This window comes from Providencia sp. PROV252 (assembly GCF_033676005.1).
In the GTDB taxonomy this organism is placed as follows: domain Bacteria; phylum Pseudomonadota; class Gammaproteobacteria; order Enterobacterales; family Enterobacteriaceae; genus Providencia; species Providencia vermicola.
In genome coordinates this window covers 4,121,769-4,146,886 of the sequence record NZ_CP096294.1, presented here as the reverse complement: position 1 = coordinate 4,146,886, position 25,118 = coordinate 4,121,769, and the positions used below count along the sequence as shown (strand labels likewise).

The window sequence follows — 25,118 nt, the reverse complement described above, 5'->3', positions numbered from 1 at the left end:
TAAATATTTTAGTCAATATATTATTTTTATTGAAGAGAGATAGTGAAAATAAAGATATAATTTTTGGTTTAATGAGCAATACAAGGTTAAATTCTTTTTTTAAACTGTAGTAGATTAGTTGGTTTAAATTTCTAGCATAAGTACTTAATGATATTTTTTTAATTTAATAATTTAATTTTAAATTGCACGTTTAATTACGTAAGTATTATTTTTATCTTTTATGGTTAATTTTCATGGGTTATTTAAAATAAGTTAAATGTGTTAATTTATTTAAACTGAAAACGATATTAAAATAGAATTCAAAAACCTTATAGTTTTTTTAGAGGGGATTTTTGACCTAATGCGGTTGTTGTTATCCCCTCAACCCAATAGCTGGCGTTGAGGGGGGGAGTTTAGAAAATATTATTAGGTAACTCAGGTGCTAATGTTGCTACCATCACGGCCTTAATCGTGTGTAAACGGTTTTCTGCTTGGTCGAAAACAATGCTATAAGGGGATTCAAACACGTCCTCGGTGACTTCTAAACCGCCGTACATATTGAATTCTTTCGCCAATTGCGCGCCGAGTTTGGTGTCTTCATTGTGAAATGCAGGTAAGCAATGTAGGAATTTGACATTCGGGTTACCTGTTAACTTAATTACATCCATATTGACCTGATACGGTTTTAACAGGTTAATTCTTTGCGCCCAAACTTCCTTGGCTTCACCCATCGACACCCACACATCCGTGTAAATAAAGTCTGCACCTTTAACCCCTTCGGCAACATCTTCCGTGAGCGTGATTTTTGCCCCTGTGGTTTTGGCAACGTCTAGGCAAGTATCAATCAACGCTTGCTCAGGCCAGCAGCTTTTAGGCGCCACTAAACGTAAATCTAACCCCGTCAGTGCGGCAGCTTCTAACATAGAGTTACCCATGTTATTGCGTGCATCGCCTAAGTATGCAAATTTGATTTCAGAAAATGGGGTGTTTGGTCGGTGTTCTTGTACGGTAAGTAGGTCGGCTAATAACTGTGTGGGATGGAATTCGTTAGTTAGTCCATTCCATACAGGCACTCCCGAGTGTGCGGCTAGTACGTCAACGGTGCTTTGTGCGAAGCCCCGATATTGGATACCGTCATACATCCTACCGAGGACTCTTGCAGTATCTTTCATGGTTTCTTTGTGGCCAATTTGGCTGCCTGAAGGCCCTAAATAGGTGACTCTAGCCCCTTGATCAAAGGCACCGACTTCGAAAGCACAACGGGTACGAGTGGAGTCTTTTTCAAAGATCAGAGCAAAATTTTTCCCCGCAAGCAGAGGTTGCTCTGTACCTGCTTTTTTTTCTGATTTTAACCATGCTGAAAGCTTTAACAGTGAATGAATTTCGTTAGAGGTGAAATCTAATAATCTTAGAAAATGCTTACTATAGAGGGGATTCATAAAATGCAGCCTTTTTTGATTGAATTAATATTCAATTTATATTCATAAAAATTCAAAATCAACCCCCAATGAAAAAGAATTATTCTGAAAAGTATGGTTTCACTGTTAACCCTATGGGAGAATGGCGCAGAGAATAGCGATAATGGAATAAGGGGTGTGGATATGGTTGATAAAGCGGAACTCGACGCGCAGTACGAAGAAACTCGTCTAATTATCGAAGAATTACTGGAAGATGGCAGCGATCCTGACGCATTGTATGCCATTGAGCATCACTTTTCAGCGGATAACTTTGCGTTATTAGAAAAAGCTGCGGTTGAAGCGTTCAAACTGGGCTATGAAGTGACAGACGCAGAAGAGCTCGAAATCGAAACGGGTGAAACATTAATGTGCTGTGATGTAATCAGTGAAAGTGCATTAAATGCAGAATTAATTGATGCACAAGTTGAGCAATTAATGAAACTGGCTGAAAAAATGGGCGTCAACTACGATGGTTGGGGCACTTATTTTGAAGACCCAGATGCCGAATATGATGATGAAGACGGTGACGATATCGAACCAGAAGACCGCGTTCATTAATTATTAGTCACATCGTTCAAATACTTAAAAGGATAGCTAAAAACTATCCTTTTTTGTTTATGACAGAACTATAACGCCTTCAACATGCGAATTTCACAGTCGCTATGGCCTGTGCTTCCGAGAGCTTCATCAATAAATTCAAAGCCTAACTTTTCATACAGCTTAATGGCTGCTTGTAGTTCTTTTGTGGTTTCCAAATAGCAGCGAGTATAGCCTTGTGATTTGGCAAACTCTAATGACATCAACACAATTTGCTTCGCTAAACCTTTGCCACGTAGAACCGAAGACAAATACATTTTTTGTAGTTCAGCTGTTTTATCATCACCGCCTGCCAGTTGTGACACGCCGCCACCCCCGACAATCTCCCCATCCATTTCCACCACCCAATAAGCGCTACGTGGTTGGCTATAAACTTCAAATAAGGTGTCTAAAATAGGATCAGCCACTGCGAAGCCTTTGTCCGCGGTTAAACCATGTTCTGCAGAAACCTCACGGATTACTGAGGCAATCCCTGCATTGTCTTGTTGCTCGATAAGACGAACTTTGTAGTTTTGTGTTGTCATGTGAAACTCTTGATTATTATTGTGTACAACTCAGTGTAGAGAGAACCTGAAGGGCACTTCAATCTGAGAACTGCGAACGCAGTCTTTTAATGATACGCGAATTAGTCAGCAAGAAAAAGCCCTTATCCGCGAACGAATAAGGGCTTTCAAACTGATTGATTAATCAATGATTATAAAGAGGCGATCGTCACTTTCTGCGCTTCAATTTTCGCTTTCGCTTCAATATTGGCAGCGAGGCGCTCACGTTCTTTTTCGACAACCGCAGCAGGTGCGCGGCTGACAAAACCGTCATTGGCCAGCTTGCTTTCGATAGTGTCGATTTCTTTCGTGACTTTTTCCAGCTCTTTATCTAAGCGTGCTAATTCTGCGTCTTTATCGACTAAGCCCGCCATTGGGATCAACAGCTCTGCACCGTTAACCAGTTTGGTCACAGACACAGGAGCCTCTTCACCGTCCGCTAAAACACGGATTGTTGCAAGGCGAGCCATCGATTTGATAAAGTTTTGGTTCTCTTCAACGCGACGTTGTGCATCTGCTGAAGCGCCGCGCAGCATGACATCCAGTGGTTTACCTGGGGAGATATTCATTTCAGCACGAATATTACGTACTGCAATAATCGCTTCTTTGATCCACTCAAGGTCGTTGAGCGCTAGCTCATCCACTTTCGCCGCATCAAATTCAGGGAACGCTTGTAACATAATGGTATCGGCTTCGATGCCTTTAACCACTTTCACCCGCTGCCAGATAGTTTCAGTGATAAACGGAATGATAGGGTGTGCAAGGCGCAGTAAGCCTTCAAGCACTTCAATCAGCGTGAAACGTGCTGCACGAACTTGGGCTTCGTTACCTTTATGAACCGCAGGTTTAGACAGCTCTAAGTACCAGTCACAGAATTCGTTCCATGTGAAATCGTACAGGATATTCGCTGCGATATCATAACGATAGGTATCCAACGCTTCACGGTAAGCTTTAACCGTTTGGTTAAACTCTGCCATGATCCAGCGATCGGCTAATGAGAAGCTCATTTCGCCCCCGTTTTGGCCGCAATCTTGATTTTCTGTGTTCATCAGCACGAAACGGCTTGCGTTCCAAAGCTTATTACAGAAGTTACGGTAGCCAGATAACCGCTTCATATCCCAGTTGATGTCACGACCCGTTGAAGCCAGTGCCGCTAAGGTGAAACGCAGGGCGTCAGTACCATGAGCTTCGATACCTTCTGGGTATTCTTTGCGAGTACGTTTAGCAATTTTTTCAGCCAGTTGTGGCTGCATCATGTTGCCCGTACGTTTTTCTAGCAGGTCTTCCAGTGAAATCCCGTCAATCATATCCAATGGGTCAATCACGTTCCCTTTGGATTTCGACATTTTTTGGCCTTCTTCATCACGAATAAGACCTGTCATGTAGACGGTTTTAAATGGTACTTGTGGCTCGCCGTTTTCATCTTTGATGAAATGCATGGTCATCATGATCATACGGGCAATCCAGAAGAAAATGATATCGAAGCCGCTGACTAATACATCTGTTGGGTGGAATGTTTTCAGGGCATCGGTATTTTCTGGCCAGCCGAGTGTCGAGAACGTCCATAGGCCTGATGAGAACCAGGTGTCCAGCACGTCTTCGTCTTGGCGCAGTGCAACATCTGCCGATAAATTATTTTCACGGCGAACTTCGTCTTCATCGCGACCGACGTAAACATTGCCTTTTTCATCATACCATGCAGGAATGCGGTGACCCCACCATAATTGGCGAGAAATACACCAGTCTTGAATATCGCGCATCCAAGAGAAATACATGTTTTCGTATTGGCGTGGGACGAATTGAATTCGGCCATCTTCAACGGCTTTGATAGCGTCTTTCGCTAAAGGTGCAGTACGCACGTACCATTGGTCAGTTAGCATTGGTTCGATAACAACACCACCGCGGTCGCCATAAGGTACGGTTAAATCGTGTGGTTTAACTTCAACTAATAAGCCGAGTGAATCGAATTCAGCAACGATGGCTTTACGTGCAGCAAAACGCTCCATTCCACGGTAGTTTTCAGGAATTTCACAGCTGTACGCGGTAGATGGGTGCCCGTTAGTATCAAAAACTTCCGCTTCGTGACGAACGTTACCGTCTAAGTCCATCATGTTAATCATGGTTAACTGATGGCGTTTACCCACTTCATAGTCATTAAAGTCATGAGCTGGGGTGATTTTCACGCAGCCTGTGCCTTTTTCCATATCTGCGTGTTCGTCACCCACAATTGGAATACGGCGATTAATAATTGGTAGAATGATTTCTTTACCAATTAAATCTTTATAACGTGGATCTTCGGGGTTAACTGCAACACCCGTATCCCCTAACATGGTTTCAGGGCGAGTGGTTGCAACCACTAAATAATCTTTGCCTTCAGCCGTTTTTGCGCCATCAGCCAGAGGGTAGCGCAGGTGCCACATGGAACCTTTGATTTCACGGTTTTCGACTTCAAGGTCAGAAATCGCGGTATGCAGTTTGGGATCCCAGTTAACCAGACGTTTGCCACGGTAAATCAGGTTTTCTTTGTACATGCGTACGAAAGCTTCTTTAACCGCTTTGGACAGACCTTCGTCCATGGTGAAGCGCTCGCGATCCCAATCAACAGAGTCACCTAAACGGCGCATTTGTTGGGAAATTGTGCCGCCTGATTCTGCTTTCCACTGCCAAATTTTGTCGATGAACGGCTCACGACCGTAATCGTAGCGAGTTTTACCTTCTTCTGCCGCGATTTTACGCTCAACCACCATCTGGGTTGCGATACCCGCATGGTCAGTACCCGTTTGCCATAAGGTATTTTTACCTTGCATACGCTGGTAACGGATCATGGTATCCATGATAGTTTGTTGGAAAGCGTGCCCCATGTGCAGGCTACCCGTGACGTTCGGTGGTGGAATGACGACACAGAAACTGTCCTGGGTGGTATCCCCATTAGGTTTAAAATAACCGCTTTTCTCCCAATGAGCATACAAGTTTTGCTCAATCTCTGCGGGGTTATAGGTTTTATCGAGCGAAGGCTCATTCATTGGGCTATCTGGTTTCTTTTCCATCGTCTTTATATTCAGTAAGTTGGCGGCGTCGCCATAGTCAAATTGAAGCCGACGCTACGGTATGTTTTATACCGTTCACGCGCCAACTGTTTTAAAGTTTCATCAATAGGTACGAAGTCTATCACTTCATGGAAAGCTGTTGCAAAATCTGCGAACTTCGACTGCAAATTAATCAAAATATCCCGCGGCGTATTACCCCGCTTTGTTGGCCAACAAATTTCAATGGGTGCACCATAACGAGGGCCTTCTCCAGCCAAATTATGCGGCACAAACTGATGAGGGTCACGTTGCCACAAAGCTTCATCAATCTTTTCGGCTTGCTGCTGTGTTTCACAAGCAATCAAAACCCGCTTCCCATGACGCCACATTTGTGCGGCAAGCTCACACGCTAACCATTCGTGGGCTTCGTATTCAGCTTGTGGGGAGGGCTGGTCAAGTTGATAGAATGTACCTTTTTTCATAATACCCGTTATACCCGTCATACTTAAATTTGTAGGGGTGTTGGCTTCGCGCTTTCACCTTAGTCACATACTTTTGTATGCACCTAAGGCTTCAAGCCCTTGCCGCCTACCTACAAACTGAATTATTTAGGGTATAGCTTAAATGGCTATCCTTCAATTTGTAGGGGTGTTGGCTTCGCGCTTTCACCTTAGTCACAGTCTTTTGTCTGCACCTAAGGCCTCAAGCCCTTGCCGCCTACCTACAAATTCAATTATTTAGGGTATAGCTAAAAATGCCATACTTAAATTTGTAGGGGTGTTGGCTTCGCGCTTTCACCTTAGTCACAGTCTTTTGTATGCATCTAAGGCCTCAGGCCCTTGCCGCCTACCTACAAATTCAATTATTTAGGGTATAGCTAAAAATGCCATACTTAAATTTGTAGGGGTGTTGGCGACACTTTTTAAGTCGCCTAGCGCAAGATGATATCTATGCTGAATTATATCCTTTTTTGTGGCTGCCTCAAAATGGCTTTATGCGTGTAGCGAAAACCAAAAAAACAATATCCCGAATCGCTATTGCTCATCGGGATATTTTTATGGTCGAAGTACAGCGATTTCACCTAAACGGGATTATTCGTCACCATTTAAGCCAGCACGGTTCAATAAGAACTGCGCTAACATGGAAACAGGGCGACCTGTTGCCCCTTTCGCTGCGCCTGAACGCCATGCTGTTCCTGCGATATCGAGGTGCGCCCAGTTATATTTGGTCGCAAAACGAGACAGGAAGCAGCCCGCAGTGATCGCACCCGCCGGACGCCCACCCGTATTCGCTAAATCCGCAAAGTTCGGCGTGATTTGGTCAAAATACTCATCCGCTAACGGTAAGCGCCATGCTCTGTCACCTGCTTGCTCAGAGGCATTTAACAGCTCATGCGCCAGAGGATTATGATTCGACATCAAACCGGTGTAGTGGCTACCTAAAGCAATCACACACGCACCTGTTAGGGTTGCGATATCGATAACCAATTCTGGGTCAAAACGCTCAACGTAGGTCAGCGCATCACATAACACTAAACGACCTTCCGCATCGGTATTTAACACCTCAACCGTTTGGCCTGACATGGTTGTGAGAATATCACCAGGGCGATAAGCACGGCCACCTGGCATGTTTTCACAGCCAGCCAGTACCCCAATCACGTTGATAGGCAACTGTAACTCAGTGATAAAGCGCATCACACCGTAAACAGACGCGGCACCACACATATCGTATTTCATTTCATCCATGCCATCGGCAGGTTTGATTGAAATACCGCCTGAGTCAAAGGTTAAGCCTTTGCCTAACAGAACGATTGGTTTGCTCTCTGGGTCTGGATTGCCTTTATACTCCATGATGGACATCAGGGATTCATTCTGTGAACCTTGACCCACTGCGAGATAGGCATTCATACCCAATTCTTTCATTTGTTCTTCACCGATCACGCGAGTGGTCAGTTTGCTGTCTGAAAGGTCTGCTAATTGGCGTGCTTGAGACGCTAAATAACCCGCATTACAGATGTTTGGCGGCATATTGCTCAAGTCTTTAGCGGCTTTAACACCCGAGGCGATAGCCAGACCGTGAGAAATTGCACGCTCACCGCTGGTCAGTTCACGGCGAGTTGGTACATTAAACACCAATTTACGCAGTGGACGGCGATGTTCTGTTTTATTACTTTTCAGTTGATCAAACACATACAGCGATTCTTTTGCAGTTTCGACGGCTTGACGGACTTTCCAGTAGTTATTGCGGCCTTTTACATGTAATTCAGTTAGGAAGCACACAGCTTCCATTGAGCCTGTTTCATTCAGAGTACTAATTGTTTTCTGAATAATTTGTTTAAATTGGCGCTCGTCTAACTCGCGTTCTTTACCGCAACCGATAAGTAGAATGCGTTCAGACAGAACGTTAGGCACATGATGGAGTAGCAGGGATTGACCTACTTTACCTTCAAGTTCGCCACGGCGCAGCAGGGCGCTGATATATCCGTCACTGATTTTGTCCAACTGTTCAGCAATTGGGGACAGACGGCGTGGTTCAAAGACACCGACAACGATACATGCGCTGCGTTGTTTCTCCGGGCTACCACTTTTTACACTAAACTCCATGCGTTCTCCTGAATCTTAAAGACAAAGGCCGATGCTCCCGCTAAAATTAGCGTTTCGCATGATCTACCTCATAGAGAATAAACTCTTTATGTTAAACTAACCATCTATACGCGAAATAACTCACGTTGTATGCTGTTTATCGCGAAACAACGTGAAGTATGGCAAGTATATCTGGTTTCACGAATATTAAGCATGTTCTGATATTTCAATCAGTATAGAGAATGCTTTTATATCATTCTAGCCATACAATAAACCAGAGTATATGTTAGTAAATGGCAGACATTTAACGAACTTAGCCATTTTCTTCCCAAAAGACAAGTTTTCACAGGCGTAATAAGCGTGATCATTATTAGATATTTGGTACGGGAAACCCTGAAAAGTCAGTTAGCCATACTTTTTGTATTGATGCTAATCTTTTTTAGCCAGAAGTCGATAGACATTCTGGGCGCAGCTGTTCAGGGCAATATTCCCTCAAACTTAGTACTTCCTTTGTTGGGGTTAGGTGTGCCTGAAATGGCGCAGCTTATCTTGCCTTTAAGCCTATTTCTTGGGCTATTGATGACATACAGTAAACTTTACACTGAAAGCGAAATTACGGTGATGCATGCCTGTGGCTTGGGCAAAAGTGTGTTAATTAAAGCCGCGTTAGTTCTTGCCGCGATCACCGCCATGGTCGCGATTGCCAATATTACATGGATGTTGCCATGGTCATCGCAATATCAAGAACAAGTGCTTGCGGATGCAAAAGCAAATCCAGGGCTTGCGGCAATGGTGGAAGGGCAATTTAAAACCACAAAAGATGGCAACTATGTGCTGTATATTGGTGATGTTAAAGGAAGCAACTTTAAAAATGTTTTCCTCGCCCAGTTACGTGCGGCGAACGAACAGCGCCCTTCAGTTGTCGTGGCAGATAGCGGCTATATGAAAGAAGATCCAGACGGTCGCCAAGTGGTTGTTCTTAATGAAGGAACTCGCTACGAAGGAACGGCATTGCTGCGAGATTTTCGTATTACAGATTTTGTGAATTATCAAGCAATTGTGGATCATCAATCAGGTGAAACACGTAATGACCGTGTTGAGCAAAAAAATATGCTGCAACTGTGGGAGGAAAATACCCCAGAAGTCAATGCAGAGTTTCACTGGCGCTTGACGATTGTTTTCTCTGTGGTGGTCATGGCCTTGATGGTGGTGCCATTAAGTGAAGTGAACCCGCGTCAAGGGCGCGTGCTCAGTATGTTGCCTGCAATGTTGCTGTATTTAATTTTCTTCTTGCTGCAAAGTACCTTACGTAATAGTGCAGATAAGGGTGATATTGACCCGCGTTATACTATGTGGGCGGTGAATTTAGGCTACTTGGTCTTGGCGGTGATCCTCAATACGTGGAACACGGTCCCAATGCGCCGTATGCGTCTTAAATTGAGTAAAGGGGCAGCTTGATGTTTGGAGTTTTAGATAGATATATCGGGCGAACCATCCTAAATTCCATTTTGGTGACGCTATTTTTATTGGTTTCGCTGTCTGGGATCATTAAATTTGTCGAGCAGCTTCGCAAAGTCGGTGATGGTGATTACACTGCGTTGAGTGCAGGGGTGTTCACCCTCTTGACCGTACCAAAAGACATCGACATTTTCTTTCCGATGGCTGCGTTACTAGGTGCTTTAATGGGACTTGGCGCATTGGCCTCGCGTAGTGAGTTAGTCGTTATGCAAGCCTCGGGTTTTACACGCTTGCAAATCGCCTTGTCTGTCATGAAAACGGCTATTCCTCTGGTGATTGTCGCGATGTTTATTGGCGAGTGGGTTGCGCCCGCGGGTGAGCAATGGGCGCGAAATTACCGTGCAGAAAAAATTGTCGGTAACTCGTTAGTCGTGACAGATGAAGGAATGTGGGCGAAAGATGGTCGTGACTTCATCCATATTCAGCGCATTAACAATTCAACATCGATCCAAGACATCTCTGTTTATCGCTTTGATGAACAACAAAAATTAAAATCGGTGATGTTTGCTTCAAGTGGTGAGTATGATACCGCTAATCAGCAGTGGGTGTTATCTCAAGTGGATGAGTCAATTTTAAGCAGTGAGAAAAAAATCACAGGTTCACAACGACTTAGTGTTGATTGGAAAACGAATCTGACCCCTGAAAAACTGGGAATTGTCTCTCTGAATGCGGATTCGTTATCAATCCGCGGACTGTATCAATACGTCTCATACCTTAAAGAGAGTGGCCAAGTGGCGGCGGTATATGAGCTGAGTTTGTGGAAAAAAATCTTAGCTCCGTTATCTGCGGCGGTCATGATGTTAATGGCGGTTTCCTTTATTTTTGGGCCATTACGTACCGTACCCATGGGTGTGCGAGTCGTATCGGGGATTGTCGGCGGTTTCTTATTTTACGTGCTAAACCAAGGGTTTGGTAACTGGAGCCTTGTCTATTCGGTTCCACCCATTATTGCTGCTATCTTGCCAAGTTTACTGTTCTTAATTGTCAGTATTGTCTTATTAGTCAAACGAAAATAATCGTTTTGTTATTGATAAAAGGCTGTGGATCTTCGGATTTCACAGCCTTTTTCTTTTATTACCATTTACTCAGAAAATAATTACCCAAGTTGCTGATGAGTTGGAGTAATTTAGTTTGTGGCCGAAACAAGATGTATTGCTGCTTATTTCCTTCCGTTGCCCTGATATATTCCCCTTTAACGCCAATAACGTTCGAACCGCTTCTATTGGCTAATTGCTGCGCATAAGAGAAAATACCACCATTGGCTGTGTAGGATTGCTGTATACGATAGGCATTTTTCCACTCTTTTTTTGCAAATTCTTCCTGTACTTGTTGGCGTGTATCACTGACCAATTGCTTATATTCTTTTGTGTCTTCCTGCTTAATTTTACATGTTTTTAATTGATGACAATTTAATTGGTTAAGGTCTATTTCGATACTAGTGGGTTTCTTAGGGGCAGGAAAAGCATGTTGGTGATTGCAGCTCTTTCTGAGCTGCTGCGCTAATTCAGAGACGTTTCCTTGCTTAGTGGCGCTGGGGCGGAGTACATGAGGTAATAAAAAAGATGCGATTTTCATCTTAAATCCTGTCTTTTGTGGCCGAAGAGGTTTTAAGAATATCGTTTAGATTGGACGAGGTATTACACAAAACGCTGAAAGGAAAAACAGCCTGAATGGCTCAGGCTGTTGTTGCAATTAACGTGAGAACTCGGGTAAACCCGCGTTTTAGGGTAGGGGTATAGCTCGCCATTGACTGCAAAGCGTCGACGGTACCCTTTCAATGTTTTCCATACGCATGGTTAGATGAGAGGGATGCGACCAGGTCATTGACGCCAATAGTTAACTTACTAAATTTACTGCTATCCTTGCGCGTCATCACCACAAAGACCCCAATATTTTGTTGTGGAATCATCGCCATATAGGTATTAAACCCACCACCACCACCTGTTTTTTGGTAAATGCCAGGAATGCCATTTTTCGGTTTCATATACACCCAACCAAGGCCTAACCCATCAGCATGACCCGCAACATCCATTCCTTTAATTTCTAACAGCTTTTCACGAGGGAAATAAATACCCTGTTCTCGCGCAGCTGTAGCTTTACGCAGGTTAGTATCAGTGGATAAAAACTGTTGCATCCACTTTTGCATATCCGCAGGGGTTGAGTACACACCGCCACTGCCAGCCGCCGCAAGGGTGTTATGACAAGGACTTGGTTTAGTCCCTTCCATTAAACGGGCGCATTGCGCATTACTTGGGGTATAGGTGGTTTCTGTCATTTTTGCAGGTGAGGTGACATAGTGGCTAAATAATTGCGGGTATGGCTGTCCAGTGGCTTTTATCATCGCGTCAGCTAATAAGTCGTAAGCAAGGTTGGAATAGGAGGCTTCTGTTCCTGGTGTTGCATCTAACTTGCCTGTTTTTAGCCATGTCCAGCGGTTATCTTGTGTCGGCCAAATAAACACAGGGCGACCCCATTTTCCACCAGGTTGTTCACGCGGCAAACCACTGGTGTGGCTAGCAAGATGATATAAGCGAATTGGCTGCCCACTGGCGTTGTCAGGCACGGTAACACCTTGATAAGCATACTGTTGTAGTGGGTCTGTAATTAGCAGTTTTTTGTCTTGTTCAAGCTTAATTAATATTTCGCTTGTCATTAATTTGGTAATTGATGCTATGCGAATTAATGAATTTGGGCCGGGTTTTTTTCCATTACCCGGTGCAGTTTCCCCATAATAACGAGATAACGTTTGGTTATTATCGATAACAATAATCGCCATACCTCGCGCATCACTTTCATTAAAAATACGATTAGCATATAAATCGACAATCTTAGCGACGCGCTCGTAAGTCCTTCTATCTCCCTCAAAAACCTGCCAATCTGAGGATTCAACATCATTACCTTGTAAAAACTTAGGTGTTTTCTCTGTCTTGGTTGAACATGCCATTAAAGCAAGGGACAACGCAGATACAGACAGAATTTTTAGAAATGATTTCTTCATGTTTGGAGCCAGCCGATATGATTGTTTGTAAGTGGCTTTTCAGCCAATCTTATTTTTTCTTAGCGAAAATCTTCATCACCACACCAATTAAGATGCCAATAAAGATACCTGTTGCTATCCACCCAACAAAACCCATGATAAAGCCTTTCAACATTGCACTAGATTGCGGTTAAACTAACAAAAATAATAGGCTATCGCTAGCCACCCAAGCATGGATACGATAAAAATAATTAGCAAAAAACTAACATACTCATAAATGAATATATAAACAAAAGAAGCTTTCCTACTCGCACACGATATTATTGTTCAATATGCTTTATTTTTAATCGAACAATCGCTCCTTGTACGAATAAGTGTTGCCAGTAGACACAAGGCAAGTATAATGGCAGCGTTTTCCAAGAAACACATCACTTCAGTGCCGGAGTGGCGGAATTGGTAGACGCAGTTGATTCAAAATCAACCGCCTTCGGGTGTGCCGGTTCGAGTCCGGCCTTCGGCACCATAAGAACATCAAGAGACGTCAACCGACGTCTTTTTTTGTATCTGAAATCCCAGTTTTACAAGGCTTTTCCCCACTTTTCAGTCTTCCCAAGTATACTAAGGTCAACCCACATCAAGTACCTATTGTTGGTATATGTGTTGGTATCTCTCGATTCGATAATAGTTTGTACCAACGCAAGGAGATAAATTATGGCTCTTACTGATGCTAAAGTCAGGGCTGCCAAGCCTTTGGATAAATCGTATAAATTGACTGATGGTGATGGTATGCACTTGATGGTACATACCAACGGCTCAAAATATTGGCGTTTACAGTATCGCTTTGGCGGTAAGCAAAAAATGTTAGCTCTGGGTGTTTACCCTGATATTTCACTCGCAGAAGCCAGAGAGAAAAGAGATGCCGCCAGAAAGTTAATTGCTAACGGATTTGATCCAAGCGAAAAACGCAAAGAAGTGAAAGAAGAGCAACAAAAAGAATTTAATACATTCGAGAAGGTTGCACGTGATTGGCATGCAACAAATAAGAAGTGGTCGGAAGGGCATAGCCATCGAGTTCTAAAAAGTCTTGAGGACAATATCTTCGCTGCTATTGGTAAACGTAATATTGCCGAACTGAAAACTCGTGATCTCCTCGAACCGATTAAAGCTGTAGAGATGTCTGGACGTCTTGAGGTCGCTGCACGTTTACAACAACGTGTGACAGCTATTATGCGTTATGCCGTACAAAGCGGTTTAATCGACTATAACCCTGCACAAGATATGGCTGGCGCAGTTGCGACAGGCAAACGAGTTCATAGAGCGGCATTAGAGCTTAAACGCCTACCTGAGTTCTTACAACGCATCGATGATTATAAGGGAAGACCTTTAACTAAACTTGCAGTCAAACTTACCTTATTAGTCTTTATTCGTTCCAGCGAACTGCGTTTTGCACGTTGGGATGAAATCGATTTTGAAAATGCCATGTGGACGATACCTGCTGAACGAGAAGCGATAGAAGGCGTTAAACACTCACATCGCGGATCAAAAATGCGTACTACTCACTTAGTACCTTTAAGTCGACAAGCCATTGAGATCTTAAAACAGATCTATCAATTCAGCGGCAACCACGAACTGATCTTTATCGGCGATCATAATCCTAGAAAGCCAATGAGTGAGAACACGGTAAACAACGCATTACGTGTGATGGGCTATGACACTAAGACGGAGGTGTGTGGTCATGGTTTCAGAACGATGGCATGTAGTTCGTTAATTGAGTCAGGGCTATGGTCGAAGGATGCTGTAGAAAGGCAGATGAGCCACCAAGAGCGTAATTCAGTCAGGGCTGCTTATATTCATAAGGCGGAGCATATTGAGGAAAGGCGGCTGATGGTACAGTGGTGGGCGGATTATCTGGATGCGAATAGGGAGAGGGAGATTTCACCGTTTAGTTTTGCTAAGTTGGGTGACTCATTAAAGGAGATTTAAATTAGGTTATTGATTTATTAGAGTATAAAGAATGGTTTCCGCGGCATGATGAGTTGATATTGCATGAGAAGGAATTTAATTCAGTATGGATTGAAATTCAGCTCGTGCATATTGACAAGAATGTTATTCGTGGCGCGTATAACTATGCTCAGTATTTGGAGGGTGTAAAATTATGCAATGGTATGTAGATTACATGGATGAGTTGGGGGAGGGGCGTAATTTGGGGGAACTTTTAACTAAAACTAGCTATCCTTATTTGTGGTAGTATACAGGTAAATATTTTAATCAAAATAAATTGTAATTAATTATAAAAAATTAAGCTCAGATATATTTTAATTCTTTAATATATCACAAAATTGAATTCATCTTTAATGGACTAGTTTGAGGATATTGATATGAATGTGAGTGGTTTTACTATTAATCCTATTTTATGGCAAAGTCTTAGAAACTGTCAGAAAGAAAGTATTAGAACTGCACTTAGTTACTTGAGAAAACCATTAAATGAAGATATTAATTCTTGCTTAATTAGTTTACCTACAGGTGCTGGAAAATCTGGTGTAATCAGTATTTTATCACATAAGGCTACACAAAAAAGAGTCTTAGTACTATGTCATCGAAGAGCTGTATGTGATCAGCTTTTCAAGGAGATAAATGGAAAATTTTTTAACGATAGAGCAAAAAATGAAGAAATCACACTCAAGCCAGTATTTGATTGTGTAAATGATATTTCTAAAAATGGAATTTATGTTTCCACTTTCCAAAAATTGCAAACTTTTACCAGTGATCAACTTGAGCTGTTAAAGCAAAATATAGACCTTATTATTATTGATGAAGGACATGCTGAACCTTCACCAGTTTGGAGCACTTTAGTTCGAGGTTTTGATGCTCACAAAATTGTTATTACGGCAACTCCTTACCGTAATGATCTATTTCAATTCGATATTACGTCTGATGCTAGTTATATTTATACTTTTGAAAGAGCGCTGGCTGATAATGTTTTAAAAGATCCTACTTTTATATCTGTGGCCCCTGATAATTTAGTCTCAAATATTCGTCAGTTCTTAGATATGAATGAAGGGATAAAATGCATAATAAAATGTGAAAAATTTGAAGATATAAGTCACTATTACCAGCTGTTAACTGATGAATTTAATGTTCTGGCAATTCATGAGCAGTTTATGAGAGACGAAAGGGAAAATGTAAAAGTTTCCGTTCCTGCAGATATTAAAAATTCTAGCTATGAAGTAATTATTCATCAGCGAAAACTTGATGAAGGTATCGATATCCCTCAAGCAAAATTGTTAGTATTGACTTATACGGTAAATAGTGGGAGAGAGTTAGTCCAAACTATTGGGCGGGTTGTTCGTTTATACGAGGAAGTGGAACCAATAGTTTTAGAAATAAATAATGATGCAAATGAAAAAATGTGGCAAAACTACAGACAATTTGATAGTTCACTTAATAGTTCAGCTGCGGTTAAAAAATTTATAGCCTCCTTAGATAGTAATAAACTGATTGAGCGGTATTTGGAAGCATTCCCTAATGCTAGCTATTATGGAAATCGTTTTGTAAGCAAGTTTGATTTAAACACATTTGATCCAATAAAATCATTAAATATTCCAACAGCTTCTATCTGTTTTCTAAACCAATCAACAGGTTTTTGTAGTCAGCTAATGTCTGATCAGCTTTATTGGCGTTGCAATAAAGAAGGTGAGCTTGCGAAAGAGTTTGATACTGAAATGGGTATTCGTGGCATTATATCTATTGCCTTTAATAAATCTAGATTTTTGACAGATCAGTTTTTCTTCGAACCATCGCTTGAGATTACATTGTTTAAACAACTATCAAATAATGTTGTTGCTATTTATGATAGCCGTGGACGTCGGTTTAGTGGCGATAAAGATTTAAATCTTGGTTCTGTATTGTCTCAAGATAAGTTATTTAATGTGATGTCATTGGGTGAGTCGTCATCAGCAAAGGAAACGAGCAGTAAATCAATCAGTTCTGCAAGAAAACGACCAGAGAGTATTGCTGTAAAAGGTCGTAATTTAGAGCAAATGATTGACATACAATCAAATGCATCATATAGGCTAGCGACTATGAGATGTGATACATATGATCAGTGGAAAAAAAAGAAAGGTAGTTATTACGTAGGTATTGATTCTGGCCGTATATCAGATCAAAAGGAATCATCATTTAGTTTAGCAGACTTGAATGACTGGCTTTTGGGTATTGATAATGTGATATCTGCGAATATAAATCTAAATAATGCATTGGTTCACTCATATGCAAAACCAATTCTAGTTGATGAAACTTTTGAAGTACAGAGTTTGATTTTTGATTTTTTAACTGATTTCAATTCACCTATTCATCTTTTGATAAATGGCAATAGATACTCTCTGGATAATTCATTTTTATATTTGGAATATAATGATGGTGCTTTACTTGTTGAGGGTATTGATGAGAGTAAAATATTAGTTAATTTACAAAGTGAAGAACCATTTTTAAATATAGTGCCAGAAACAGATATGCTTTATTCAATAGATGGTGAAAATTATCAAGAAATAAAAAATCTTCTCAATGAAAAATTATACAAAGCTTTGCTTGCTGATGGAATAGGATTTTCTCAAGGAAAATTTTATCAATTAAAGTTACCATTGGCGGAAACTTTTGAACTAGGTACTTCTAACCTTGCTAATGTAATTATAGGTCTTGATTCTTTGCTTGGAGATAATCTAGATGAGAAAGGCTATCAAAACAATAATTATCAAATTATAAATGAAGGTTTTTGTTCTGACTCTATTTTTTATTTGGTAGATCAATTGAAATCTAATGGTTTAGCTAATCCCACTCTACGTGATCTAGGTCCATTTGCTCCATATATCCCAGAAGCCGATTTATTAATTATTACTGACATGGGCACTGAACCTGCAGATTTTATTGTTTCATCTAAAAATAAGTTGGTTTTTGTTCATGTAAAATGCGGTAGTTCTGTTAATCCTCAATCATCTGCAGGCGCGCTTGCGGAAGTTGGTACTCAAGCTATTAAAAATATCGAAATGCTTATTAGCAGTGATGTCAACTTACGACCAAGTAATTGGGGAAGACTTAGTACTGCTTGGCCTTCATCAGGAGCGACTCAATGCATTCGTGAAAGGATTCGAATTTTTAACGGTGATTTGTTTAGTGCCCATAATGAACAGGATAGGCAAGAAAGACTCAACGAACTTTGGGATACTGTCGCTGCAAGAAGACGTTCTACTGCCGTTAAGAAAGAAATTTGGATTGTATCAGCAAATAGTTTTTCTGCTGATCATTTTGAAAATCAATTAAAACTTGGCCCAGAGGCAAATGGTGAAACATTACAAGCTTTTCAATTAATCAATAGTTGGTTAGCGACAGCTCATGACTATGATGTGGATCTTAAAATATTTGTTTCGCCATAGACGAATAACTATAAAAACAATATGTTATAAAATGATAATATAATTTATATATGTCACAAGTCATAACTATACTAGCCACTTTCGATTTGTGGCTATTTTTTATTGTGGCATTGTATTTTCTAACAATATTTTTTTATCCAATTGGATATGCTATTAATATCGAAAGCTCGCAGCCCGTATTCCTTGTTAAGTAATATTTCTGGTAAAAATTCATCATATTTTTCAAGGCATTTTTCTGAGATTTTTTCCGCTAAGACTGATTCTGTAGGTAATCCCTCTCGAAGAATGTTAGCTAGCATCTGTTTAACTTCAATAACTGTTGTTTTTTCAACTTCAATAACACCTGCGAATGAGCCTGCTTTAAAGCCATGTAGGATAAGCAATGCTGACAGAGTATTTACAGTTTGATCGCCCAACCAAGGGAAAATATAAACATGCTGTCCCTGTTGGATAAAATATTCCGAAGCTAGATTATTACTACGAAAACATTGTAGCCCCTCATCAAATAATGCTCTGGCTGTAGTATCAGCAAAATCAGCTTTACGATCATCAATAGCGATACGGTAGTCGCCTTCTTGATAAATCATAAACATTTCTTGGCGAACGATATCATGAATAGACATTCCTTCACCGCCAAAAATAGGTGGTTGCCCTCCCTTTGTTGTTTCGACATAAATAATTTTTTTTTCATCGTCGATATCAGTCACTTTCCAGCGTCGCCCACCAAAAATAATATGCTGTTCTGGCATTAGTGGTGAATCAACAGGAATGGAACCTAGTGTTTTATTTCCTGCAACAATACGAAACTCTTCTGGGGTATTGAATACGGCATAAAAAGTGTACTGATTAACGTGATATTCACCTTCTACTCCGAGAACTAATTCACCACTAGAAGTTTGCGTCAGAAATTGATGTTTCCCCATATGGTGTAACAGCATTTTAAAGTCATCGATGCAAACGTTTCGAAACGGTCCTTGTTGACATAACTGTAGCCAGAGTTGATCTGCTCGTACACCTCCCCATTGTGCAATAATCGCCAATATTTGGTGAAACAGCGTGGAATAATGCATTTGACGAATATCCGCTGGCTCAAACCATTTACTGCCAATAAGTAAGCGTATCATTGCCAATGACTGAACAAGCTGAAGCCTGAGTTGGTCAACTATACCTGATGTAGGCACCAGTTCATTCTCGGCAATTAACATTCTTAATATAGCGGGAGAACCACGTCGGCCTGAACGGCCCATTCGCTGGCGTAAACTAGTGACGGAGTGAGGGGCAGTAACTTGCACTACAGAGCTAACTTTACCAATATCAATACCGAGTTCTAAAGTCATTGTACAAATAGCGGTGGTAGGGATATTACCTTTCTGGAGCCGTTGTTCGAGCGTTTCTCGCAGCTCTTTTGATAATGAGCCATGATGAGGAAAGAACTCATTGGGGACGATATTCATTTCACTGAGATCGCTAAGTGTAGCTGCAATACTTTCTGTTCTCTTACGGCTATTAGCAAACACTAAATGGGAATCACCACGGCAAAATCGAAAAATATCGTGGCAGATTTGTATTTCGGCTGACATAGGGGGTTGCTTGCCTGAAATGACTAGAGGTTCCAAATAGCCCTTAACCTGTACCTTCAGTGTAGAGTGAGTTTGATTGTCAGTAACTATATCACAGGGCAAACTTTGATTCGGTCGGAGAGATAATGGTACTTGTTCCAGTTCACCTAGAGTGGCACTTAACGCGACTCTGGGTATCGGATTATTAATCCTTCCTAGAAGATGGTCGATACGGTTTAATAAAGAGAGAAGCTGCATACCTCGCTCGGATCCGATAAAGGCATGAAACTCGTCAATGACGATATAAGATAATGGAGTAAAAGCCTGTTTTAGCCATCCTGTATTACGGATAAGCATTGCTTCTAGTGATTCAGGCGTTATCAGTAAAATCCCAGAAGGATTTTTTTTAATCTTTAATTTTTTGCTTTGTGTAACATCGCCGTGCCAAGGTGTGACTGGCATTTCTAGTGTATCACCTAAGCTTTCCAATCGTCGGTACTGGTCATTAATTAAGGCTTTTAACGGGCTAATATACAAAATTCCAAAGCCATTCCTAATGTTTGCAGTCACAGAGCAGGCTGGTAGAAAAAAAGCTTCAGTTTTACCCGCGGCGGTAGCCGCGCTGATTAACACATCTCTATCACCAGACAATATTGAAGGAATTGCTTTTTTTTGCAGCTCTCGGAGATCTGTCCAGCCTTGCCGATATATCCACTTTTGTATGCGTGGATCTAACAACTGATATTCAGCCGTCATAATTTGAAATCCGCGAGGCCGTCCTCATCAGTATTCCCTGTTGATATAATTTCATCCATATCACTCGGCTTCTCTTTCTCAATGGTGACATTTGAAATTAATTGAGTCCATTGAATGGAAGGGTTTTGTTCGAGTACAGCTAGCATGTCTAGGAAAGCTTTAATGGTGTTTCGTGGTGTACGAAAGTAAGCATCACCGATAGTATTACTACAATGGTGTAAAAATGCTGTTAATGCCTCATCAGGAACAAGATAGTTATCCATGTTTCCGCTGGAGTAAACGTGACGAAGATTTTTTAGCAAGATATATAATTCTTCGGGTGTCAGACTTGCTAAATGTAGTGATGGAGATGAATAATCAATAACTCCCGCTCGCTGAGCAAAACTATTTTCAGCTAATCGTGATTGGAGCGCTTCGTAACTGTATAATCCCTTACGTGGATCAAATAGGAACTCCGGTGTGCCGCCAAGTAAAAAACCAATATACTCAGCCGTTCCTTGTAGACAATCATTTAAAATACGAAGTATTTGCTCATAGTTAGCAACCCGGGCTTGGGTATTACTCAGTTTGTATAAATTAACTAGTTCATCCAAATTAATCAGCAAACCAGCATATCCAGCTTGTCGAACAAATAGACTCATTAGCTTTAGTGAGTCATAAAAGGAAGAGTCCGAAATAATGGAACGTACACCTAGGTCGATACGAGCGTCGGTTTTTGTCGTGTATTCACCCCTCAACCACCGGATAGCATTTGATCTTAATGTTTCATTATCTTGCTCATAACCCAGCCAGTAACTCTCAATAACTTTAGCAAAGTCATAGCCACCAACCATATCAGAGAGCTCAGAAAGTTTTTGATGAATGATTGTCGGAACAGAGGAGTTTTTACTATCGGCTTCCTTTCTAGCTTCGGTGATAAACCGCTCAACCACGGTTAATAAAGCATTGCCATCCGGTTTGCTTCGAGTGGATAGATTTTTCATTAGTTCTGAATAGAGGTTGCGAGCCTGCCCTCCTGTAGCATGAATACGGCGCTCTGGTGATAAATCAGCACTGACAGTTACTAGCTTTTTCTCTAATGCAATTGAACGAACGACACTTAGAAAAAATGTCTTACCTGAACCGTAATCTCCGATAATTAGTCGGAAACACGCACCGCCATCAACAATACGCTCGATATCTTGATACAAAGCTTTTATTTCGTTAACTCGACCAACTTGAATATACTGGATACCAATTTTAGGGGTCACGCCTGATTTCAATGAGTTAATAATGGCGTCTCGTTCTTTGAGTCGAATACGAATATCAGACATAAATTATCCTTTGAGTTCTTGTGCAATTTCTAAGTCGACGTAAATGCCATCATCGTCTTCATCAAGAAGAGGTGCATCAACCTGTTCGAAAGACCAATCATTAATAGCTTCGATTGCACCGATTAACATCAAATTAAGTTGCTGACATAGTTCAGCGACTTCATTTCTTTCCCAGCGATTTTTCTCTAACAAAAGTTGATAGAGTTGATGGTGTGTTTCATCAAGAGTAACTGTTGAATTTGATGGAATATCTTTTGGTCGCTCTTCTGTGGCACTATCTTCTTCAAAAATTGTGCTCAGCAACTGATGAACATTTGCTGTATCGGATTCATGACGGGCAAGAGCGTGTTCATCAAGTGAGAAAATATTATTTCTTTCCAATACTGTTTGTGTTCTGTGCTCTGAAGTTTTTCCTGTCATTGACAGATGATGGAGATCGTTAGTAACAGCTTTGCTGTCTAAGCCAAGGCTGGAGTAGATTTTTTCTAGTTGCTTAATTTCAGCTAAGTCAATTTTTCCATCAGCGCAAGCGACCCTAAGAATTACATTACCAATAGTAGATTTTTCTTTATCGTTCAGTTGTTCAATTTTATTTTTCAAGCCAGCCATATTGGCAGGTGTATTGAGTAACCATCTTAGGTAGGCATGTAGCGAGCGTTTTTCAGTTGGTGACAAGGTGCCATTATGATCAATCGTTTTTTCCAGTACAATCTGTTCAGTAATGTCTACATCTTGGTCCATTTGCGCAATCATTGCACCCAATCGAAGTGCTACAGACACTGACAAAAACTCTGTAGAGGGCGTGAAGAATTCACCATGACCCTCTAAAAATAAAACGATATTTCCGTCAGGCTCAGGTTTTACATGGTGATAACGTGTATCTGGTGCAACGCCGTAACCTGTGCGTTGAATAAAATTTTGTATCAATTCGGCTTCTTTTTTATTGATCTTATCTGGGGCAGGAATATCAAGTATTGCCCAAAAGCTAGCAACTTTTACTAATCCTGCATTTTCACTAATTTGTTCATCAGCCCAGCGTTTAAACTTCGTAAACGTATGTTCTGCATCTTCGTTTAGGACTTCATCAGGGAGAAGCATTATGGCGGCAATATCACTTCTTGACGCTTCTTTCTTGCCGAGATAGCGGCTATAAGCATCCAAAGAATCGGTACAAGATTCTGCAATTTGTATTAATTTCTGTACCGGAGCTCTTAATACGCTAGGGTCAGGTAGATTAAGATGCTCAATGTTAATTCCACGTAGTGTACTGCTTGCTGGATAATAATTTAACTCCAAACGGGTCTTGTTTGGCTTGATGATAAGGCCATTGTTGAATTTATCTGCATAACGTTGTTTAAATAGAGCCGTAAATTCATTAACACAACGTCTTGCTGGAGTTCGTAGAGCATATTCGGCGTAATATTTTACCCAAGCCAAAGCCAGATCGACTGGCAATGGTTCCCCTTGTTCCACTACTGTAGCTAGGCGGAATCGGAACAAAAGTGAACTCCCTGATGCAAAGTAATCGCTCTCATTTTCAATTTTGATAACATCAGGTCGAAGAAGTAACATGGTTTCTATTAATTGAGTAGAATACCGATAGAAGGAGTTGTTTAATTTAAATATCGACCTTAAACGTGAAACTTCTCCAAATAATGATTTGAATTCATCGGCAGGTATTGCTTTCTGTGCTCCATCTACCAGTATGCGACGTTCAAGACCATAGAAATAGATAAAAACATAACCAATAGGGCAGCTTGCATCATTTCTATCGCTTGCTAACCAGCTAAGATAAGCCCCTCGAGAAGGTGGAGATAGTGTTGAAAAGCTAGGCCAGTATCCCAGTGATTCATCCTGATGATGTACCGAAGCATGTTGGATTGATAAAGCACTGTTAACTAGAGATGCATCGGAATTGTCGTTATAACGATAGTGATGCTCTCCTGATGAACCCGCTTTTAACTGTCCACCGAAATAAAAATAACCACCATTAATGACGATATTTTCAATTGTTACGCTTTCATCTGGTTTTATCCATCGTGCGGGTGTTGTATGGCGTTGGGATAAATTTTTTTGTGGTTGTTCTTGCCTAGTGTGAAAATCAACTACTTGCTCGTTAATGAAAGTAAAAGTTGCTAGTTCATCTTCGTCAGGTGCCCGAGAGTGTATATTTGATAAGTTGTTAGTTGATTTACCAGAAGATACTTTGTTAATTGGTTTTTTGTTATTCACCTTAGGAGCCACCGGTTTTTTCTTTTTGAAAAATAATGACCAAATAACGAACAGCGCAAAAATAAATATCCAGAAACTCATTTTCAATATCCTTAGCTGATAATGATGCTTTTCATTGCGCTTTATGAATAGTAAAGGCGGTAAGCATAATACGGCGAAACAAAGCATAAAATCATACCGTGTCAGTGAGGGAGCACAAGTATAAAAATTCACAATCTTGATTTGTGTCTCTCCGACAACATGGATAGATATTTAGATTATGTGTTCAATCATTTTTTTTCACATTTTTCTTTTGAATGTGAGTGCCATTATTTAAGATCTATCCTGCTTTGCCATTCTAAAATAGATATGAACGATATTTTTTAATTCTTTCTGAATATAGGATTGTTTTTCGTGTACTTAGGTAACGCTGTTTTTAGTGTCTATTTTCCTAAAATTAAAGCCCTAATAATTTGTTTTAAATGTTTTTATTCCTAGTGAAGCTTTAGATTCATTGACGGACTAAGTTACTGTGGGGATATTCTAGACGTTTTCTTTATCAACCAAACAACACATAATCATCCATTATCCTCGTCAGTCCCCAGTTCTCCATTTGCCTGCCAATTATCCGTTTTACCAACTGTTCTTCAGTTTTCATCTTCAGGGTATTCAGCCCATCATCTAAAGGAAAACCTAACATCAAATCATACCAGCACAACCACATCAGTTTGGGGCCTAGCTCAGAGTTATTGTACTGGTTAAACAGACCAATAAGTTTGTTGGCAAATAAACATTGTCCAATCCTCACGTACTCGTTGAGAAAGATACTCTCCAGCATCGGGGGGGATCTTAGCAGGGGGTTATCGGTGATTAAGCTGACATCCATTTCATCTTGGACAGATAATAATTCAGGAAGCATTTTAGTAAGTATCAAGCGGTACAGTTATACCGGAACAACAGCGAGTGTGTTGTCGGTGTCATGAAAGCATATATCAGCTGCCATACACTGGCGGTTATTTTCGTTAGGGATGTCTCCTTCACCGATAAATGGCGATTTTGGTAAAGCCAGCTAGCTCTAGTCGTAGTGTAGCTATACCTCATGAGAGTCATGATACTTTTTTATTGTTGAATTTTCGGTGTGATTTAAAAGCTGATGCGATTGATACGGAAGG

General features: G+C 40.9%; 16 protein-coding genes and 1 tRNA gene. 6 read left to right on the top strand and 11 right to left on the bottom strand.

Going from position 1 to position 25,118, the window contains the following annotated elements:
- Window positions 1–392 precede the first annotated feature (392 nt).
- Window positions 393–1,418 (bottom strand): ornithine carbamoyltransferase, encoded by a 1,026-nt coding sequence (argF, locus tag M1F05_RS19095; protein WP_206083272.1) that lies wholly within the window; start codon window positions 1,416–1,418, stop codon window positions 393–395.
- Between the two features lie 162 nt (window positions 1,419–1,580).
- Between argF and rraB the strand changes: the two genes are divergently transcribed.
- Window positions 1,581–1,994: a ribonuclease E inhibitor RraB gene (rraB, locus tag M1F05_RS19090; RefSeq protein WP_042845698.1), complete on the top strand. Its 414-nt coding sequence runs from the start codon at window positions 1,581–1,583 to the stop codon at window positions 1,992–1,994.
- 68 nt (window positions 1,995–2,062) lie between these two features.
- Here the strand turns inward: rraB and M1F05_RS19085 are convergent, their stop codons facing one another.
- The 4 genes from M1F05_RS19085 to pepA form a co-directional block, all read right to left on the bottom strand.
- Window positions 2,063–2,557, bottom strand: a complete 495-nt coding sequence (locus M1F05_RS19085) for a GNAT family N-acetyltransferase (RefSeq protein WP_206083274.1) — start codon at window positions 2,555–2,557, stop codon at window positions 2,063–2,065.
- A 170-nt stretch (window positions 2,558–2,727) separates the two neighbouring features.
- Window positions 2,728–5,598: a valine--tRNA ligase gene (locus M1F05_RS19080; RefSeq protein WP_206083783.1), complete on the bottom strand. Its 2,871-nt coding sequence runs from the start codon at window positions 5,596–5,598 to the stop codon at window positions 2,728–2,730.
- Between the two features lie 35 nt (window positions 5,599–5,633).
- Window positions 5,634–6,083 (bottom strand): DNA polymerase III subunit chi, encoded by a 450-nt coding sequence (locus M1F05_RS19075; protein ID WP_206083276.1) that lies wholly within the window; start codon window positions 6,081–6,083, stop codon window positions 5,634–5,636.
- 609 nt (window positions 6,084–6,692) lie between these two features.
- On the bottom strand, window positions 6,693–8,204 hold the full coding sequence (gene pepA, locus M1F05_RS19070; protein WP_206083278.1) for a leucyl aminopeptidase: 1,512 nt from the start codon (window positions 8,202–8,204) through the stop codon (window positions 6,693–6,695).
- A 339-nt stretch (window positions 8,205–8,543) separates the two neighbouring features.
- Between pepA and lptF the strand changes: the two genes are divergently transcribed.
- Together lptF and lptG are read left to right on the top strand one after the other, a co-directional pair.
- On the top strand, window positions 8,544–9,641 hold the full coding sequence (gene lptF / locus M1F05_RS19065; RefSeq protein WP_206083280.1) for an LPS export ABC transporter permease LptF: 1,098 nt from the start codon (window positions 8,544–8,546) through the stop codon (window positions 9,639–9,641).
- A complete protein-coding gene (gene lptG, locus M1F05_RS19060) occupies window positions 9,641–10,717 on the top strand; it encodes an LPS export ABC transporter permease LptG (RefSeq protein ID WP_206083281.1) in 1,077 nt (358 codons plus the stop codon). Before lptF ends, lptG begins: the two co-directional genes overlap by 1 nt.
- 58 nt (window positions 10,718–10,775) lie before the next feature.
- On the opposite strand, the gene M1F05_RS19055 is transcribed toward lptG, so the two are convergent.
- Window positions 10,776–11,276 carry a hypothetical protein gene (locus tag M1F05_RS19055; RefSeq protein WP_206083282.1) on the bottom strand — a complete coding sequence of 167 codons (501 nt, stop codon included), beginning with the start codon at window positions 11,274–11,276 and terminating at the stop codon, window positions 10,776–10,778.
- A gap of 199 nt (window positions 11,277–11,475) precedes the next feature.
- Window positions 11,476–12,699: a D-alanyl-D-alanine-carboxypeptidase/endopeptidase AmpH gene (ampH, locus tag M1F05_RS19050; RefSeq protein WP_206083283.1), complete on the bottom strand. Its 1,224-nt coding sequence runs from the start codon at window positions 12,697–12,699 to the stop codon at window positions 11,476–11,478.
- 417 nt (window positions 12,700–13,116) lie between these two features.
- Between ampH and M1F05_RS19045 the strand changes: the two genes are divergently transcribed.
- The 3 genes from M1F05_RS19045 (at window position 13,117) to M1F05_RS19030 (ending at window position 18,107) form a co-directional block, all read left to right on the top strand.
- A tRNA-Leu gene (locus M1F05_RS19045) sits at window positions 13,117–13,201 on the top strand.
- 188 nt (window positions 13,202–13,389) lie between these two features.
- Window positions 13,390–14,661, top strand: coding sequence for a tyrosine-type recombinase/integrase (locus tag M1F05_RS19040; protein ID WP_154637201.1), 1,272 nt, complete (start codon window positions 13,390–13,392; stop codon window positions 14,659–14,661).
- A 395-nt stretch (window positions 14,662–15,056) separates the two neighbouring features.
- Window positions 15,057–18,107 carry a DEAD/DEAH box helicase gene (locus M1F05_RS19030; RefSeq protein ID WP_154637200.1) on the top strand — a complete coding sequence of 1,017 codons (3,051 nt, stop codon included), beginning with the start codon at window positions 15,057–15,059 and terminating at the stop codon, window positions 18,105–18,107.
- A gap of 119 nt (window positions 18,108–18,226) precedes the next feature.
- Here the strand turns inward: M1F05_RS19030 and M1F05_RS19025 are convergent, their stop codons facing one another.
- The 4 genes from M1F05_RS19025 to M1F05_RS19010 form a co-directional block, all read right to left on the bottom strand.
- On the bottom strand, window positions 18,227–20,422 hold the full coding sequence (locus M1F05_RS19025) for a DEAD/DEAH box helicase (RefSeq protein ID WP_154637199.1): 2,196 nt from the start codon (window positions 20,420–20,422) through the stop codon (window positions 18,227–18,229).
- Window positions 20,419–21,735, bottom strand: a complete 1,317-nt coding sequence (locus tag M1F05_RS19020; RefSeq protein WP_071548674.1) for an ATP-binding protein — start codon at window positions 21,733–21,735, stop codon at window positions 20,419–20,421. Before M1F05_RS19020 ends, M1F05_RS19025 begins: the two co-directional genes overlap by 4 nt.
- Before the next feature lie 3 nt (window positions 21,736–21,738).
- Window positions 21,739–24,048 carry a TerB N-terminal domain-containing protein gene (locus M1F05_RS19015; protein ID WP_318825899.1) on the bottom strand — a complete coding sequence of 770 codons (2,310 nt, stop codon included), beginning with the start codon at window positions 24,046–24,048 and terminating at the stop codon, window positions 21,739–21,741.
- Window positions 24,049–24,505: 457 nt separating this feature from the next.
- Window positions 24,506–24,865, bottom strand: a complete 360-nt coding sequence (locus tag M1F05_RS19010) for a hypothetical protein (RefSeq protein ID WP_195848352.1) — start codon at window positions 24,863–24,865, stop codon at window positions 24,506–24,508.
- Window positions 24,866–25,118 lie beyond the last annotated feature (253 nt).

What these genes read in the sequence shown, in the direction of transcription:
- M1F05_RS19080 (WP_206083783.1), bottom strand. Translation starts at nt 5,598, where the DNA reads ATGAATGAGCCTTCGCTCGATAAAACCTATAACCCCGCAGAGATTGAG.
- M1F05_RS19025 (WP_154637199.1), bottom strand. Translation starts at nt 20,422, where the DNA reads ATGACGGCTGAATATCAGTTGTTAGATCCACGCATACAAAAGTGGATA.
- M1F05_RS19010 (WP_195848352.1), bottom strand. Translation starts at nt 24,865, where the DNA reads ATGCTTCCTGAATTATTATCTGTCCAAGATGAAATGGATGTCAGCTTA.
- pepA (WP_206083278.1), bottom strand. Translation starts at nt 8,204, where the DNA reads ATGGAGTTTAGTGTAAAAAGTGGTAGCCCGGAGAAACAACGCAGCGCA.
- M1F05_RS19015 (WP_318825899.1), bottom strand. Translation starts at nt 24,048, where the DNA reads ATGAGTTTCTGGATATTTATTTTTGCGCTGTTCGTTATTTGGTCATTA.
- M1F05_RS19055 (WP_206083282.1), bottom strand. Translation starts at nt 11,276, where the DNA reads ATGAAAATCGCATCTTTTTTATTACCTCATGTACTCCGCCCCAGCGCC.
- argF (WP_206083272.1), bottom strand. Translation starts at nt 1,418, where the DNA reads ATGAATCCCCTCTATAGTAAGCATTTTCTAAGATTATTAGATTTCACC.
- M1F05_RS19085 (WP_206083274.1), bottom strand. Translation starts at nt 2,557, where the DNA reads ATGACAACACAAAACTACAAAGTTCGTCTTATCGAGCAACAAGACAAT.
- M1F05_RS19075 (WP_206083276.1), bottom strand. Translation starts at nt 6,083, where the DNA reads ATGAAAAAAGGTACATTCTATCAACTTGACCAGCCCTCCCCACAAGCT.
- M1F05_RS19040 (WP_154637201.1), top strand. Translation starts at nt 13,390, where the DNA reads ATGGCTCTTACTGATGCTAAAGTCAGGGCTGCCAAGCCTTTGGATAAA.
- M1F05_RS19020 (WP_071548674.1), bottom strand. Translation starts at nt 21,735, where the DNA reads ATGTCTGATATTCGTATTCGACTCAAAGAACGAGACGCCATTATTAAC.
- ampH (WP_206083283.1), bottom strand. Translation starts at nt 12,699, where the DNA reads ATGAAGAAATCATTTCTAAAAATTCTGTCTGTATCTGCGTTGTCCCTT.
- lptG (WP_206083281.1), top strand. Translation starts at nt 9,641, where the DNA reads ATGTTTGGAGTTTTAGATAGATATATCGGGCGAACCATCCTAAATTCC.
- rraB (WP_042845698.1), top strand. Translation starts at nt 1,581, where the DNA reads ATGGTTGATAAAGCGGAACTCGACGCGCAGTACGAAGAAACTCGTCTA.
- M1F05_RS19030 (WP_154637200.1), top strand. Translation starts at nt 15,057, where the DNA reads ATGAATGTGAGTGGTTTTACTATTAATCCTATTTTATGGCAAAGTCTT.